Below are 17,337 nucleotides of genomic sequence, written 5' to 3'. Positions count from 1 at the left end.
ATGAACAACGTATTTGTATATTTAGAGATAGAAGGCACAACGGTTGCCGACGTCAGTCTCGAACTCCTGACCAAAGGTCGTAAATTAGCCAACCAATTGGGCTGCCAACTGGAAGCAGTAGCAGCCGGAAGCAATCTGGCAGGCATTGAAAAGCAAGTATTGCCCTATGGTGTAGACAAACTCCACGTCTTCGACGCTCCGGGGCTGTTTCCCTATACTTCCCTCCCCCACTCTTCGGTTCTCATCAATCTGTTCAAGGAAGAAAAACCGCAAATCTGCCTGATGGGCGCCACGGTCATCGGCCGCGACCTCGGCCCGCGCGTATCTTCCGCCCTGACCAGCGGGCTGACAGCCGACTGCACCTCACTCGAAATCGGCGACCACGAGGACAAGAAAGAAGGTAAGACTTACAAAGACTTGTTGTACCAAATCCGCCCCGCATTCGGTGGCAATATCGTCGCCACGATTGTAAACCCCGAACACCGTCCGCAAATGGCAACCGTGCGGGAGGGCGTGATGAAGAAAGAAATCGTCGATGCTGCCTATAAAGGCCAAGTAATTAAGCACGATGTAGCCAAATATGTTCACGAAACGGACTATGTAGTAAAGGTAATAGACCGACATGTGGAGAAAGCCAAACACAATCTGAAAGGCGCTCCCATCGTGATTGCCGGCGGCTATGGAATGGGCAGTCGCGAGAACTTCGACCTGCTATTCGAGTTGGCTAAGGAACTGCATGCGGAAGTAGGTGCCAGTCGCGCCGCCGTCGACGCAGGCTATGCCGACCATGACCGCCAAATCGGACAGACGGGCGTAACGGTTCGTCCGAAGCTGTACATCGCCTGCGGCATCAGCGGACAAATACAGCACATCGCCGGCATGCAGGACAGCGGCATCATCATCTCCGTGAACAACGACGAGAATGCTCCCATCAATGCCATTGCCGACTACGTCATCAACGGGTCGGTGGAAGAGGTGATACCGAAGATGATTAAGTATTATAAACAGAACAGCAAGTAATAATAAAGGTAATCATGAAAAGACTGATTCTTATATTTACTCTTCTTTCAAGTATGTCTTCCGCCTTTACCCAAGAGAAAGTCTGGCTGGACAAAAACGATCAATGGATAGCTGACTCGACCAAAGCAATCAGATACGCACTTGTCGCTCAAACAAGCCCCAATAGTATCAAGGTAGAAGAATACACTTTGGAAGGGCAGAAAAAAGATATTTGGCACTTCTCAGACTATAACAGTAATCCTCGCAGAAGGATAAGAGAAGGGATACATATTGCTTTTCATGCAAATGGTAAGGACAGTCTGACAGAAGTATATAGCAATAACAAGTTAGAAGGAGAAGCAATAACGTATTATCCTAACAGCTCAATACATTTTGTTATGAACTATAAAAACGGAAGGCTTAACGGAAAACTCCTGCAATATTATCCTGATGGCAAACTTCACAGAGAAGAAGACTATTCGAATAACGAATGTACCAATGGGAAATTATTTGATGAAAGCGGAACAGAAATAGAGCACCAGCCGTATTTTAGATTTCCATCATTTCCCGGAGGTATACAAACAATCAGAGAACTGATAACAAATATAATAATATATCCGGAAAAAGCCCGAAAGAAAAAAGTGGAAGGAAGAGTCCTCTTGCAGTTCACCGTTGATACTGAAGGAAAGATGGTCAATCCCCAAATACTCCAGTCTGTGCGTCACGACATTGATAGTGAGGCCATAAGAGCTTTCAATTCCATTGCAAAGGCCCATCGTTGGTTACCTGGCTATCAAGATGGAAAAGCAAAGAATGTCCGTTTTGTAGTGCCTATATACTTTACAACACCTAAATAATCAATAAATTATGGCAAATTTTTATACCGAAATACCGGAACTCAAGTATCACTTGAACAATCCGATGATGGAACGTATCTGCGAACTGAAAGAACGCGGATACCAAGACAAAGACAAGTACGACTACGCTCCGCAGGACTATGCGGACGTAATGGACTCGTATGACAAAGTGCTCGAAATCACAGGAGAAATCACAGGAGAAATCATTGCTCCCAATGCAGAAGGTGTAGACGAAGAGGGCCCTCACTGCGCTAACGGTCGTGTGGAATACGCCGACGGAACTAAACAGAACCTCGATGCCATGGTGAAAGCCGGACTGAACGGCATGACCATGCCCCGACGTTTCGGCGGATTGAACTTCCCGATTACTCCCTACACCATGTGTGCCGAAATTGTAGCCGCGGCCGATGCAGGCTTCGGGAATATCTGGTCGCTGCAAGACTGTATAGAAACGCTCTATGAATTCGGCAACGAAGACCAGCACAGCCGTTTCATCCCCCGCATCTGTGCCGGAGAAACCATGTCGATGGACTTGACTGAGCCGGATGCCGGCTCAGACCTGCAAAGCGTCATGCTGAAAGCCACCTATGACGAAGCCAACAACTGTTGGCGTCTGAACGGCGTGAAGCGCTTCATTACGAACGGAGATGCCGACTTGCATCTTGTATTGGCGCGCTCGGAAGAAGGCACGAAAGACGGTCGCGGCCTATCTATGTTTATCTACGACAAGAGAGAAGGAGGCGTAGACGTGCGTCGTATCGAAAATAAGTTAGGTATCCACGGCTCTCCCACCTGTGAGTTGGTTTATAAAAATGCCAAAGCAGAACTTTGCGGCGAGCGCAAGCTCGGCCTGATAAAATATGTCATGGCTCTGATGAACGGTGCCCGCTTGGGTATTGCTGCTCAGTCGGTAGGTCTTTCGCAGGCCGCCTATAACGAAGGACTGGCGTATGCCAAAGACCGCAAGCAGTTCGGCAAAGCCATCATCGAGTTTCCTGCCGTATATGACATGCTGGCCATCATGAAAGCCAAACTGGATGCAGGGCGCGCATTGCTGTATCAGACTTCACGCTATGTAGACATCTACAAAGCATTAGACGACATTGCCCGCGAACGCAAACTCACTCCCGAAGAACGTCAGGAGCAGAAGAAATATGCCAAACTGGCCGACGCCTTTACTCCGCTGGCCAAAGGTATGAACTCCGAGTATGCCAACCAAAACGCATACGACTGCATCCAGATTCACGGCGGTTCCGGTTTCATGCTGGAATATGCCTGCCAGCGTATCTATCGCGACGCACGTATTACCTCCATCTACGAGGGTACCACGCAGTTGCAGACCGTGGCTGCCATCCGCTATGTGACGAACGGTTCGTACATCGCCACCCTGCGCGACTATGAAACCATCCCTTGCAGTGCGGAAACACAACCGCTGATGGAGCGTGTGCAGGAAATGGCAAACAAGCTGGATGCCTGCACCAATGCCGTGAAAGAAACCACCAACCAGGAGCTGCTGGACTTCATGGCCCGTCGCCTGTACGAGATGGCCGCCGTATGCGTGATGTCGCATCTGATTATCCAAGATGCCACAAAAGCGCCGGAACTGTTCGGCAAATCGGCTTTGGTTTATGTGAACTATGCCGAAGCCGAAGTAGAGAAACACTTCAACTTCATTCGCAAGTTCAAGGCCGAAGAGTTGGAAAGCTACCGCAAGTAATCTTACCGGGAGAGGACAAAGCATAAAGGTGTACCGACACACCACGTATTTATAAACTTTTCAGAAGGCACGAAGTTTCATGGGTTCATCGTCAATCTATGAATTCCGTGCCTTCCCTGTTTGGTAAGGAAGAAACGGTTCTTTCTTACCAAACACGCTTATGGCACAGAATTGTATCCTTGCTCTTGCCATCTCAAAAGACCTTATAGAAAAGAGGCTGATTTACTGTCGATTACAAACAAGCAATCACCGGTTTTCTCAGGTACAAACGTTTGAGATGACAGACACTTGTGTCTGTCGTGCAAAACACTTGTGTCTGACAAATGAGGCACAACAGGGGGCAAGAGGCTATTTATTCTCCCTACTCCTGCCCTCTGTTCCGTATAAATTTCTATCTTTGCCTTCATATAACCAAACGTGCATCCGAACGACGCCCGTCTCGCGCGACGGATGCCGATAATGGAGGATAAGTAAAATATATACAGAACTGATTATGGCAAGAATAGCAAAGAATCTGACAGAGCTAATCGGGCATACACCTATGATGGAATTGTGCGGCTACAGCCGTAAATACGGGCTGAAAAACAATATAGTGGCCAAATTGGAATCTTTCAATCCTGCGGGAAGCGTGAAAGACCGTGTGGCTTTTGCCATGATTGAAGATGCCGAAGCACGCGGAGCTTTGAAGCCCGGCGCCACCATTATAGAACCCACCAGTGGCAATACCGGTGTGGGACTGGCCATGGTGGCAACCATCAAGGGGTATCGGCTGATTTTGACGATGCCCGAGACAATGAGTCTGGAACGCCGTAACCTGCTAAAGGCCTTAGGTGCGGAAATTGTGCTAACTGACGGACTGGCAGGTATGGCAGGCTCCATTGCCAAGGCAAAGGAACTGCGAGACGCGATACCGGAAGCGGTTATTTTGCAGCAGTTCGAGAACCCGGCGAACGCAAAAGCCCACGAACAAACCACGGGCGAAGAGATATGGGCGGATACGGAAGGTAGGGTCGACGTCTTTGTGGCAGGCGTAGGCACAGGCGGCACTGTCTGCGGAGTGGCACGCGCCCTGAAGAGACACAACCCCGATGTCTATATTGTTGCTGTGGAGCCGGCATCCTCTCCGGTATTGGAAGGAGGAGACGACGCACCGCACCGCATTCAGGGCATCGGCGCCAACTTTATTCCTTCCATTTATGACGCCTCCGTGGTAGACGAAGTGGTTCCGGTTCCTGACGACGAAGCCATCCGTACGGGGCGCGAGCTGGCCGCCACCGAAGGCCTGCTGGCCGGCATCTCATCCGGTGCGGCGGTATATGCGGCACGGTTATTGGCTGCACGTCCCGAATTTGCAGGCAAAACGATTGTCACCCTATTGCCCGACACGGGCGAACGGTATTTGTCAACTGAGTTGTTTGCTTTCGACGCCTATCCCTTGGACTAAAAACAAAACAACAATGAAGAAGCTTTTTCTTTCTTTTTTACTATGCGGAGGTATAGGCGTGTCGCCCGCCTTTTCGCAGACTTACGAGGAGCTGAGCGAACGTGCGGCCACCGCCACGAAGCAAGACAGCCTGACGCAAGCCGAAGGCTACATCCGACAAGCCTTAAGGCTGGAGCCGGCCAATCCGCACAATGCACTGCTGTTTTCCAATCTGGGAATCATACAGCAACGCCGGCAGCAATACGAACAGGCGTTGGAATCCTATACGCTTGCGCTGAACATTGCACCGCGTGCCGTACCCGTTTTGTTGAATCGCGCAGCGCTTTATCTCGAATCGGGAAAAGAAGATTTGGCCCGGATAGACTATTCGTTAGTGCTGGATATGGATAAAGACAACCAAGAGGCTTTGCTGATGCGTGCTTACGCCTATATGCAACAACGTAATTACAAATTTGCGCGGGCAGACTACGAACACTTATTGAAGATTGTTCCCCAAAGCTATAACGGGCGGCTCGGACTGGCCATGTTGGAACAGAAAGAAAAGAAATACGAAGCAGCCCTTTCAATCTTGAACAGCATGCTTGCGGAAAAGGAGCTCTCCTCGGCCGTCCTGACAGCATCACAAACAGCCGTGCTCTACACGGCACGTGCCGGCGTTGAGAAAGACATGGAACATACCGACTTGGCAAGGGTCGATTTGGAGGAGGCCATCCGTCTCGATTCATCGCAGCCGGAAGCCTACCTGATGCGCGGGCAACTTTATCTCTCGCAAAAGAAAAAGGAGTTGGCAAAGCGCGATCTCGAGAAAGCCGCATCACTGGGAATACCGCAGGCGGACGTCAGGGAACTATTGCTGCAATGCAAATAAAATCTTCAACAGTATTTCCGTATCAGCTCGACGAATTCCTTCCCGTATTTTTTCTTCTTGTATTCGCCGATGCCGCTGATATTTCCAAACTCCTCTACGGTTGTGGGACGGGAAGTGCTGAGCAGGTGAAGCACCTTGTCGGACAGAACGATGTAGGCAGGAAGCGCTTCTTGGTCGGCCAAGCGCTTGCGGAGCAACCGGAGCGCCTCGAACAATTCCCCACTTTCCACATTGGGTAGACCCAATGGCAGTTCTTTTACAGGAACGGTGGATTTTCGCTTACGCCCTCGGACAGGTTGTGTTTCTTCGCCACGCCGAATAACGGCAAGTTGCGCAGATGCCCTACCATATAAAACATCCGTTCCGCTTGAGGTAATTTTCAGGTGGTTGTTTTCATCGTAAGCTATTTCAAAATAACCCAATTGCAGCATTTGCAACAGGTAGTCGTGCCAATCGCGGGCAGGTACTTCACGCCCGGCTCCGAAAGTTTTCAGCCGGTGATAGCCCCTTTCCGTCACCTCGGCACTCATGGTTCCTCTGAGTATATCCACCAGAATGCCCGTTCCTATCTGCTGGTCGGCACGCACAATGGCACTCAGTGCCTTTTGCACGATAATAGTGCCGTCGAAACGTTCGGGAGGATTTCTGCAAACATCACAATTTCCGCAATCGTGAGCCGTACTTTCTCCGAAATAGCTTAACAATATGCGACGCCGGCAGATGTCCGCCTCGGCATATTGCTGCATGCGTTGCAGTCGTTCCAGATTGATGCTTTGCTGCCCACTGTCTGTTGCAAATTTTGTAAGCAAGATAAGGTCGGCCAATGAATAAAACAAAAGTGTGTCTCCGGGCAGTCCGTCTCGTCCGGCACGTCCTATTTCCTGATAAAAGCTTTCGATGCTTTTGGGCAGATTATAATGGATTACCCAGCGCACATTACTTTTATCTATTCCCATTCCGAAAGCAATGGTAGCACACACCACCTGCGCCCGGTCGTTGATAAAGTCGTCTTGAGCCTTGTCTCTTTGCGCAGCAGGTAAACCCGCATGATAAACGGCGGTTTTTATTCCTTGCTTCTGAAGCATTTGCGCTACCGACTCGGTTTTGCTGCGGCTCATGCAATATACAATGCCACTTTCACCCTGATGGCGGGCGATGAAATCGAGAATAGCCTTGCTTTTTTCCTTTTGCTGATACCCCCGTTTTACAGCAAGGCTCAGGTTAGGACGGTCGAAAGAGGAGATAAAAATTTCAGGTTCGTCGAGGTGCAACTGCTTGATGATGTCCTCGCGGGTTATCTTGTCGGCCGTAGCCGTTAGCGCTATAATAGGAACCTGTGGAAACAGCTCGTGCAGCACTCCCATCCGCGTATATTCCGGACGGAAATCATGTCCCCATTGCGATATGCAGTGTGCCTCGTCGATGGCAAACAAAGAAATCTGCATGTCCTTCAGCAAATAGTTCACTTCTGCCAGCAGCTTTTCCGGCGAAATATACAGCAGCTTCAGTTTACCCTCTATGCACGCACGCCTTAAAGCAGCATTTTCAGTCTCATCGTTGTTGCTGTTCAGCGCGCCGGCAGCAACACCGTTGGCACAAAGCGCTTCTACTTGATCCTTCATCAGAGAGATAAGAGGAGAAACCACCACTGCTGTTCCTTCACTCAACAGAGCGGGGAGTTGGTAGCAAATGGACTTGCCGCCTCCCGTAGGCATTAGTACCAAAGCATCTTTACGAAGCAGTACATTGCGGATTATCTCTGCCTGCAAAGGACGGAAACTATCGTAACCGAAATATGTCTTAAGCGTTTTCAGCATAACCTGGGATCTAATTTTCTGCCGACAAAGGTACACTAATTATTGTATAAACTACAAATAGAGACTCTTCAAGATTTTATATCATAGCACCCGCCAATATAAGTTAAAGTTTCTTGTTAAGAATTTAAAAGTCCTCCTTTTCAGCCTTTATCTTTGTTCTTATATCAAAATTCCATACTTGAAAAGTTGCATATCTAAAAAAAAATATGACTTTTGTAAAATATAATAGGCTAATCCTTTGGATTTTCCGATTTTAACAACAACCCTAACCAGTTTAATTCAATGAGTGATTTAGAAAACAAAACCCAGGAAGAAGGAACAAAGAAACGTCCTTACAACCTGCGTGAGAAAAAAGAAAAAGATGCTGCCTATCGTTCTTTGATAAGACCGGAATTGGCAGACGAGTTGTATGACAAGATATTGAATATCGTTGTTGTACAGAAGAAGTACAGAGATGCCGACTACTCCGCGAAGGATTTGGCTAAAGAGTTAGAAACCAACACCCGCTATTTGTCCGCAGTGGTTAATTCACGCTTTGGAATGAATTATTCTTGCCTGCTGAATGAATATAGAGTAAAAGAGGCACAACATTTATTGACAGACAAAAGATATGCTGACAAGAATGTTGAAGAAATCAGTACAATGGTAGGTTTCGCAAATCGACAATCTTTTTATGCCGCTTTTTACAAGAATGTAGGTGAGACACCTAACGGCTATCGTAAAAGACACACAGAAAACAAGAAGAAATAATTCTACATGACTGAGTGAATACAAAAGGAAATATTTCGGAGTTATAAATTCGGGATACTTCCTTTTCTGCTTTTAGAACATGATTACTTTCGTATTCGGAACACTTTCCAAACGTTCTTTTTGAAGATATTTGTCTGTTTTTAAACACCTCTCACACATGAAGAAACAAATCATTACCGTGGCTACCGCCCTCTCTTTGCTGACAGCTTGTGGCGGAATCCAAAAAACAACTGCCGAGGCAGAAAACTTTGATTATACAGTGGAACAATTTGCAGACTTACAGATTTTGCGCTACCGCGTACCGGGATTCGAGAGTCTATCCCTCAACCAAAAGAAATTAGTTTATTACTTAACAGAAGCTGCCTTGCAGGGCAGAGATATACTTTTCGATCAGAATGGAAAGTACAACCTGACCATCCGCAGAATGCTGGAGGCCGTATATCTCGGCTATAAAGGTTATAGGCACACACCTGAATTCAAGGCGTTGGAAGTATACCTCAAACGAGTATGGTTCTCTAGCGGAATCCATCACCACTATGGCTGCGAGAAGTTTGCGCCGGGCTTTACCTCCGACTTCTTCAAGCAGGCTTTACTCAGCGTGGATGCTTCCACATTGCCTCTTGCCGAAGGGCAAAGCGTAGAGCAACTGTGCGAAGAAGTGTTCCCTGTGATTTTCGATCCCCATATCATGCCGAAACGAGTGAATCAGGTAGCAGATGAAGATCTGGTGCTGACCTCTGCCTGCAACTATTATGATGGGGTGACACAGAAAGAAGCCGAAGATTTCTATAACGCCCTGAAAGACCCCAAAGATGAAACTCCGATCTCCTATGGTTTAAACAGCCGCCTGGTGAAGATTGACGGCAAGGTGCAAGAGAAAGTTTGGAAAATAGGTGGTTTATATGGTCAGGCACTTGAAAAGATCGTATACTGGCTGAGGAAAGCGGAAGAGGTGGCCGAAACGCCCGAACAGAAAAGTGTGATAAGCAAGCTGATAGCATTCTATGAAACAGGTGATTTAAAGAGATTTGACGAGTACGCCATCCTGTGGGTGAAAGATTTGAACTCGCGCATCGACTTCGTGAATGGTTTCACAGAGAGCTATGGCGATCCGCTTGGCATGAAAGCAAGCTGGGAATCGTTGGTCAACTTTAAAGACCTTGATGCCACCCGTCGCACCGAATTGATCAGCAGCAATGCACAGTGGTTCGAAGATCACTCTCCGGTAGAAAAACAATTCAAGAAAGAGACGGTGAAAGGCGTATCGGCCAAAGTCATCACTGCCGCTATTCTGGCTGGTGACTTATATCCGGCAACAGCTATCGGCATCAACCTGCCTAATGCAAACTGGATACGCAGCCACCACGGTTCCAAATCGGTTACCATCGGTAATATCACCGATGCCTACAACAAAGCCGCACACGGCAATGGCTTCAATGAGGAATTTGTATACGGCCAGACCGAGCTGCAACTGATTGATAAATACGCCGACCTGACCGGCGACCTGCACACCGATCTGCACGAGTGCTTAGGACACGGTTCGGGCAAACTGCTGCCGGGCGTCGACCCTGATGCACTGAAAGCTTACGGCTCTACCATCGAGGAAACCCGTGCCGATTTGTTCGGGCTTTACTATGTGGCCGACTCTAAATTGATAGAACTGGGATTGACACCCAATGCCGAAGCCTATAAGGCCGAGTATTACACCTACCTGATGAACGGACTGATGACTCAGCTTGTCCGTATCGAACCGGGCAACAACGTGGAAGAAGCCCACATGCGCAACCGCCAGCTTATTGCCCGTTGGGTATATGAAAAAGGTGCTGCCGACAAAGTGGTAGAGATGATGAAGAAAGACGGAAAGACCTACATTGTAGTGAACGATTATGAAAAACTCCGCACACTATTCGGACAATTGCTTGCCGAAGTGCAGCGTATCAAGTCTACCGGCGATTTTGTCGCTGCCCGCAATTTAGTGGAAACATATGCCGTGAAAGTCGACCCCGTATTACATGCCGAGATGCTGGAACGCTATAAGAAATTAAATCTTGCTCCATACAAAGGCTTTATCAATCCCAAATACGAGGCTGTAACAGATGCCAAAGGTAATATCACCGATGTGACAGTTACCTATAATGAAGGTTATGCAGAACAGATGCTACGCTATAGCAGAGATTACTCCACATTGCCGGCTATCAATAACTAACCCTTTGTTTTTTAATCTACTCAAGCTGTCTCCTCAAAGGATGCCAAACTACTTTAAGAAAGATACTTTTTAGATAGACCAGATGCAGATGGCACGGGTTCAGGACAACCACCCTGTGTCATCTGCATTTGCATCCAATAGAGTATCATGGTTCTCCGACAGCTCCCTGTGGACAATTATACAAGTTATGGAAATCAAAGAACAACTCAAAGAAATCAAGACACAGCTTCGCCTCTCAATGAATGGTGCCGTGTCTCAAAGTATGCGCGAAAAAGGATTGGTGTATAAACTGAACTTCGGCGTGGAACTACCCCGCATCAAGGGCATTGCCGCCAAATACGAGAAGAGTCATGCCTTGGCACAAGCTTTATGGAAAGAAGAAATTCGAGAATGCAAAATACTGGCCGGACTTCTGCAACCGATTGAAAGTTTTCTGCCCGAAATAGCCGATATCTGGGTAGAAGATATCCGCAATATCGAAATAGCAGAACTCACCTGCATGAATCTATTCCAGCATCTGCCCTATGCCCCTGCCAAATCGTTCCATTGGATTGCCAATGACAGAGAATACATACAGATTTGCGGCTTTCTGACTATAGCCCGTTTGTTGACTAAGAAAGGCGATATGGACGAGCGGGTTGAGAATGAGTTCCTCGATCAAGTAATCACCGCATTCCTATCAGGTTCTTACCACACTCGTAATGCAGCAATGACAGCCATCCGTTGCTACATGCAGTATAGCGAGGAGAACGCATTTCGGGTTTGCCGTCAAGTGGAAAAGATGGAGGATTCTTCGCAAGAGTCGGAACAGTTGCTATACAGATGGGTAAAGGAGTATACAGAAACACCTTTTTAACAGAATCCGAAGCCTTTTCCCTTCATCCTGTATTTTTTATATCTTTCTCTCTTGCTTTCCGCAAAAAAGGATTAACTTTGTTCGCTGTAAAAACTGTGCGGTCAAATGGAAAATCAGAACGTGAAAGATACAGTTAGGCAGATATTCACTGAATATTTGAGTGCGAACGGGCATCGGAAGACCCCCGAACGTTATGCTATACTCGACACCATTTACTCCATAGACAGCCATTTCGACATTGACACGCTCTATTCACTGATGGCCGACCAAGGTAATTTCCGCGTCAGCAGGGCAACGCTTTACAACACCATTATTTTATTGATAAATGCCCATTTGGTCATCAAACACCAATTTGGCAACTCTTCCCAATACGAAAAATGTTACAACCGTGATACGCACCATCACCAAATCTGTACGCAGTGTGGAAAGGTGATGGAGTTTCAGAATGAAGAGTTGCAGCATGCTATCGAGAATACCAAACTGACTCGTTTTAACTTAACGCACTATTCCTTATATCTGTATGGATTATGCAATAAATGCGACCGAGCCAATAAACGGAAGAAAAAGAACAATAATCATAAGAGAGAAAAATGAAAGTAGACGTACTATTAGGATTACAATGGGGCGACGAAGGCAAAGGCAAAGTCGTTGATGTGTTAACTCCGAGATACGATGCCGTAGCTCGTTTTCAGGGTGGCCCGAACGCCGGTCACACACTTGAGTTTGAAGGACAGAAGTATGTACTCCGTTCCATCCCATCGGGCATATTTCAAGGTGATAAGATTAATATCATCGGTAATGGCGTGGTGTTGGACCCGGCTCTTTTCAAAGCGGAAGCAGAAGCGTTAGAGGCATCCGGTCATAGCTTGAAAGAACGTTTGCACATTTCTAAGAAAGCACACCTCATCCTGCCCACACACCGTATATTAGATGCTGCCTACGAAGCAGCCAAAGGTGACTCGAAAGTAGGAACCACCGGCAAGGGTATCGGACCGACCTATACTGATAAAGTGAGCCGTAATGGTATACGGGTGGGTGATATCCTACACGATTTTAACACGAAGTATGCTGCCGCCAAAGCACGTCACGAACAGATCCTGAAGAGTTTAAACTACGAATACGATCTCACGAAAATAGAGCAATCCTGGCTTGAAGGCATAGAATACCTCAAACAATTCCGGTTGGTAGATAGCGAACATGAGATGAACCATCTATTGGCTTCAGGCAAGTCGATATTATGCGAAGGGGCACAAGGAACAATGTTGGACATTGATTTCGGATCTTACCCATTTGTTACGTCTTCCAATACGGTTTGTGCCGGAGCTTGCACCGGCCTTGGCATAGCTCCCAATAAAATTGGTGAGGTGTACGGCATATTCAAGGCTTATTGCACACGTGTAGGTTCCGGTCCGTTCCCCACAGAATTATTTGATAAGACAGGCGACCAAATTTGTACGTTGGGACACGAATTCGGTTCGGTAACAGGCCGTAAACGCCGTTGCGGCTGGATTGATTTGGTTGCATTGAAATATGCCATTATGATAGACGGAGTCACCAAACTGATAATGATGAAAAGTGATGTGCTTGATTCATTCGAAACCATCAAAGCGTGCGTAGCTTATAAAATCAATGGTGAAGAAGTTGATTATTTCCCATTCGACATTAAAGAAGAGGTAGAACCTATTTATGTTGAATTGCCCGGTTGGCAAACCGACATGACCAAGATGCAAAGCGAAGATGAATTCCCTGAAGAATTCAATGCCTACTTGTCGTTCTTGGAAGAGCAGTTGGAAGTTCCTATCAAAATCGTATCGGTAGGCCCCGACCGCGAACAAACCATCGAGCGTTACACAGAAGAATAACACCAAGTATCCCCAAAAACAGAGACACAAGATTACACTCTTTCTACGGTTTCTAGCCGTGAATATCCGGATAATCTTGTGTCTTTTTATCTATTATCATGAAAGCACTTTTTATATCTTTTTTATTACTGACTCTCCTTCCGGCTTCCATGAAGCCGCAAGCTTATCACCCCACGAAGGAAAACCTGAAGTCCCGTCAAGAATTCCGTGACAGCAAATTCGGCATCTTTCTCCATTGGGGACTTTATGCAATGCTGGCTACCGGCGAATGGACCATGACCAATAAGAATTTGGATTATAAAGAATATGCCAAATTAGCGGGTGGCTTTTATCCTTCCAAGTTCGATGCCGCCCGATGGGTATCTGCCATCAAGGCTTCCGGAGCAAAGTACATCTGTTTTACGACCCGTCACCACGAAGGCTTTTCTATGTTTCACACCCGGTGTTCCGATTACAACATTGTTGATGCCACTCCTTTCAAACGCGATATACTGAAGGAGTTGGCGGATGAATGCCACAAGCAAGGCATCCGTCTGCATCTATATTACTCGCACATTGATTGGTTCCGTGAAGATGCCCCGTGGGGACGTACCGGACGTGGCACCGGGCGACCAAATCCGAAAGGAAATTGGAACAGTTATTACAGCTTCATGAATAACCAGTTGACCGAACTGCTGACCGGCTATGGAAAGATTGGAGCCATTTGGTTTGACGGTTGGTGGGATCAAGACCAGAACCTGGATTTTAATTGGCAGCTACCGGAACAGTATGCCATGATACATCGCCTGCAACCTTCCTGCCTAATTGGAAACAACCACCATCAAGAACCTTTTGCAGGAGAAGATATCCAGATTTTTGAGCGAGATTTACCGGGCGAGAACCGTGCAGGGTTATCGGGGCAAAATATAAGTTCTCTTCCTTTGGAAACTTGCGAAACCATGAACGGCATGTGGGGGTATAAGATTACGGATCAAGACTATAAGTCGGTAAAGACATTGGTCCATTATCTGGTAAAAGCCGCAGGCAAAGATGCCAACCTGCTGATGAACATCGGACCTCAACCCGACGGTGAACTTCCGGCCGTGGCATTGGAACGTTTGGCAGAAGTGGGGAAATGGCTGGAACAGTATGGAGAAACAATTTATGGCACTCGCGGAGGTTGTATCGCTCCACGACCTTGGGGTGTGACTACGCAGAAAGGAGATAAACTGTATGTGCATATCCTAGACTTGCAAGACAAAGTCCTTTTCCTGCCATTAGAAGGGAAAAAAGTGAAAAAAGCCGTCCGCTTTGCAGATAGAGTTTCTTTGAAGTTTCAAAAAAGTGAAAAAGGAATTGTGCTGTACTTACCGGATATTCCGACCGCCATTGATACGGTTGTAGAGTTACAGCTTGCCGACACGCAACTCGCAGTCCAATGACGCCATCCATAAAAATCCGGGGAAGTCTTTGTAGGTTTCGTTTAGGGAGGCTTGGATATTCCTGCCTTGTGCTCTTTTGTTGGCAGCCGCTTCTCTAATTCTTCTTAAAAGAGAAAAAAAACGTTCGGATAACCAACGGTTTTATTATTATCTTTGGCAAACAATTTGTTAGACAGTTACAAACAACAGATTTTATTCACGAACTAAAGAAAGAAGATTATGGGAACAGGAATGATAGGAATGCAATGGATTATCTTTATCGGTATTGCCGTTATCAGCTGGTTGGTACAGATGAATTTGCAGAATAAGTTCAAGAAATATTCCAAAATAGCAATAGGAAACGGCATGACAGGAGCAGATGTAGCTTTAAAAATGCTACACGACAATGGAATTTATGATGTTACCGTAACACACACACCGGGACACCTGACCGACCACTATAACCCTGCCAATAAGACAGTAAATCTGAGTGAGGGCGTTTATAACAGCAACAGCATTATGGCTGCTGCCGTTGCTGCGCACGAATGCGGACATGCCGTGCAGCATGCACGTGCCTATGCTCCGCTCACCATGCGCAGTAAATTGGTTCCGGTAGTATCCTTTGCCTCACAGTGGATGACGTGGGTATTGTTGGCCGGCATCCTGATGTTGAACTCTTTTCCCCAACTGCTATTGGCCGGTATCATCTTGTTTGCCACCACCACCCTATTCAGCTTCATAACTTTACCGGTGGAGATTGATGCCAGCAAGCGCGCATTAGTGTGGCTTAGCAAATCCAGTATTACCAACTCTTACAACCATGCACAGGCAGAAGACGCACTGCACTCGGCAGCTTATACTTATGTAGTGGCCGCTCTTGGCTCTTTAGCCACCTTAATCTATTATATCATGATATTTTTAGGACGCAGAGATTAAAGAATGGTTTATTACAACATAAGGCTTCTTGCGGATTTACTTCGGCACACAGGCATATAAACATGATATTAGTGTAAACCCTTGCATAGTCAGAAAAAGAGATACCCGCACCACAATAAAGAGTGCAGGTATCTCTTTTTCTTATTCAATAAAAAAGCGTAACTTTGCCGCATTCTATTTAAAAGAAACCAATACGATTATGGCAACAAAACCAAGTATTCCGAAAGGAACCCGCGACTTCTCGCCCGTAGAAATGGCGAAACGGAACTATATATTCAATACCATCCGCGAAGTATATCACTTGTATGGATTCCAGCAAATAGAAACACCTTCGATGGAGATGCTTTCTACTTTGATGGGAAAATATGGCGAAGAAGGTGATAAACTATTGTTCAAGATACAAAATTCCGGCGACTATTTCTCCGGTTTGACAGATGAGGAATTATTGAGCCGTAATGCAACCAAACTGGCCTCTAAATTCTGCGAGAAGGGTTTACGCTACGACCTTACAGTACCTTTTGCCCGTTATGTGGTAATGCACCGCGACAAAATCACTTTCCCTTTCAAACGTTATCAGATACAACCCGTCTGGCGTGCCGACCGTCCGCAGAAAGGACGCTATCGTGAATTCTATCAGTGCGATGCCGATGTAGTGGGTAGCGACTCTTTGTTGAACGAAGTGGAATTGATGCAAATTATCGACACCGTATTTACCCGCTTCGGCATCCGTGTTTGCATCAAAATCAATAACCGCAAGATATTGAGCGGCATTGCCGAAATCATTGGTGAGGCAGATAAAATTGTCGACATAACCGTGGCCATAGACAAATTAGACAAAATCGGGCCGGATAATGTCAATGCCGAACTTAAAGAAAAAGGCATCAGCGATGAGGCTATCGGTAAATTGCAACCCATTATCCTGCTGAGCGGCAACAATGAAGAGAAGCTTTCTACTCTGAAGGAGGTACTTGTAAACAGTGAGACCGGCCTGAAAGGAGTGGAAGAAAGCGAATTTATACTCTCCACACTTAAAAACCTCGGGCTGAAGAATGAAATGGAACTTGACCTGACCCTTGCCCGCGGCTTGAACTATTACACCGGGGCCATCTTTGAGGTCAAGGCCTTGGATGTACAAATCGGCAGTATTACCGGCGGAGGGCGCTATGACAACCTGACCGGGGTCTTTGGTATGTCGGGAGTTTCCGGAGTGGGTATCTCCTTTGGCGCCGACCGCATTTTCGACGTACTGAACCAGCTTGACCTTTATCCCAAGGAAGCGGTAAATTCCACCCAACTCCTGTTCATCAATTTTGGAGAAAAAGAAGCAGCTTTTTCTTTAGAAGTATTACTCCAAGTGCGTGCGGCAGGCATCCGTGCCGAAATTTTTCCCGATGCCGGTAAGATGAAGAAACAGATGGGTTATGCCAACTCAAAAGCCATCCCGTTTGTTGCGTTAGTAGGAGAAAATGAGATGAACGAAGGAAAAGTCACATTGAAAAACATGGAAACCGGCGAGCAGAAGCTTGTTTCCCCGAAGGAACTAATTAGCGAATTGAACTAATAAAAAACGAAATACTTTTAAAAAGGAGCTTTTTATTGCTCCTTTTTTTGTATATTTAGGGCAT

14 protein-coding genes are annotated in these 17,337 nt (G+C 46.7%); 13 read left to right on the top strand and 1 reads right to left on the bottom strand.

Annotation, left to right across the window (positions count from 1 at the left end; translation table 11 throughout):
• The 5 genes from EV202_RS07630 to EV202_RS07610 all read left to right on the top strand — a co-directional run bounded on the left by EV202_RS07630 (nucleotide 1) and on the right by EV202_RS07610 (nucleotide 5,885).
• Entirely contained in the window at nucleotides 1–1,020 is a 1,020-nt protein-coding gene (locus EV202_RS07630) for an electron transfer flavoprotein subunit alpha/FixB family protein (protein ID WP_131926488.1), read from the top strand.
• A 14-nt stretch (nucleotides 1,021–1,034) separates the two neighbouring features.
• Nucleotides 1,035–1,856 (top strand): energy transducer TonB, encoded by an 822-nt coding sequence (locus EV202_RS07625; RefSeq protein WP_106070007.1) that lies wholly within the window; start codon nucleotides 1,035–1,037, stop codon nucleotides 1,854–1,856.
• Between the two features lie 10 nt (nucleotides 1,857–1,866).
• A complete protein-coding gene (locus EV202_RS07620; protein WP_106070006.1) occupies nucleotides 1,867–3,573 on the top strand; it encodes an acyl-CoA dehydrogenase family protein in 1,707 nt (568 codons plus the stop codon).
• Nucleotides 3,574–4,066: 493 nt separating this feature from the next.
• Nucleotides 4,067–5,017, top strand: a complete 951-nt coding sequence (gene cysK, locus EV202_RS07615; RefSeq protein ID WP_106070005.1) for a cysteine synthase A — start codon at nucleotides 4,067–4,069, stop codon at nucleotides 5,015–5,017.
• 13 nt (nucleotides 5,018–5,030) lie between these two features.
• Nucleotides 5,031–5,885, top strand: a complete 855-nt coding sequence (locus EV202_RS07610) for a tetratricopeptide repeat protein (protein WP_131926486.1) — start codon at nucleotides 5,031–5,033, stop codon at nucleotides 5,883–5,885.
• A 5-nt stretch (nucleotides 5,886–5,890) separates the two neighbouring features.
• On the opposite strand, the gene recQ is transcribed toward EV202_RS07610, so the two are convergent.
• Nucleotides 5,891–7,702 (bottom strand): DNA helicase RecQ, encoded by a 1,812-nt coding sequence (gene recQ / locus EV202_RS07605; RefSeq protein ID WP_131926484.1) that lies wholly within the window; start codon nucleotides 7,700–7,702, stop codon nucleotides 5,891–5,893.
• A gap of 282 nt (nucleotides 7,703–7,984) precedes the next feature.
• On the opposite strand from recQ, the gene EV202_RS07600 reads away from it, so the two are divergent.
• The 8 genes from EV202_RS07600 (at nucleotide 7,985) to hisS (ending at nucleotide 17,273) form a co-directional block, all read left to right on the top strand.
• The gene (locus EV202_RS07600; RefSeq protein ID WP_106070001.1) at nucleotides 7,985–8,452 is read left to right on the top strand and encodes a helix-turn-helix domain-containing protein; all 468 of its coding nucleotides are present in this window, start codon (nucleotides 7,985–7,987) and stop codon (nucleotides 8,450–8,452) included.
• A 157-nt stretch (nucleotides 8,453–8,609) separates the two neighbouring features.
• Nucleotides 8,610–10,658: a dipeptidyl-peptidase 3 family protein gene (locus tag EV202_RS07595; protein WP_131926482.1), complete on the top strand. Its 2,049-nt coding sequence runs from the start codon at nucleotides 8,610–8,612 to the stop codon at nucleotides 10,656–10,658.
• Nucleotides 10,659–10,845: 187 nt separating this feature from the next.
• A complete protein-coding gene (locus tag EV202_RS07590; protein ID WP_131926480.1) occupies nucleotides 10,846–11,514 on the top strand; it encodes a DNA alkylation repair protein in 669 nt (222 codons plus the stop codon).
• Nucleotides 11,515–11,619: 105 nt separating this feature from the next.
• Nucleotides 11,620–12,108, top strand: a complete 489-nt coding sequence (locus EV202_RS07585; protein WP_106069998.1) for a Fur family transcriptional regulator — start codon at nucleotides 11,620–11,622, stop codon at nucleotides 12,106–12,108.
• On the top strand, nucleotides 12,105–13,376 hold the full coding sequence (locus tag EV202_RS07580; protein ID WP_106069997.1) for an adenylosuccinate synthase: 1,272 nt from the start codon (nucleotides 12,105–12,107) through the stop codon (nucleotides 13,374–13,376). The genes EV202_RS07585 and EV202_RS07580 overlap by 4 nt, the downstream gene beginning before the upstream one ends.
• A 98-nt stretch (nucleotides 13,377–13,474) precedes the next feature.
• Complete coding sequence (locus EV202_RS07575; protein WP_131926478.1) at nucleotides 13,475–14,797, top strand: alpha-L-fucosidase; 1,323 nt, start codon at nucleotides 13,475–13,477, stop codon at nucleotides 14,795–14,797.
• Between the two features lie 219 nt (nucleotides 14,798–15,016).
• Nucleotides 15,017–15,712, top strand: coding sequence for a zinc metallopeptidase (locus EV202_RS07570; protein ID WP_106069995.1), 696 nt, complete (start codon nucleotides 15,017–15,019; stop codon nucleotides 15,710–15,712).
• 199 nt (nucleotides 15,713–15,911) lie between these two features.
• Nucleotides 15,912–17,273, top strand: a complete 1,362-nt coding sequence (hisS, locus tag EV202_RS07565) for a histidine--tRNA ligase (protein ID WP_131926476.1) — start codon at nucleotides 15,912–15,914, stop codon at nucleotides 17,271–17,273.
• Nucleotides 17,274–17,337: the final 64 nt, after the last annotated feature.

This window comes from Prevotella heparinolytica, assembly GCF_004342845.1.
GTDB classification, from domain to species: Bacteria; Bacteroidota; Bacteroidia; order Bacteroidales; family Bacteroidaceae; genus Bacteroides; species Bacteroides heparinolyticus.
The sequence above is the reverse complement of the archived record's forward strand: the minus strand, read 5'-3'. Positions and strand labels throughout refer to the sequence as shown.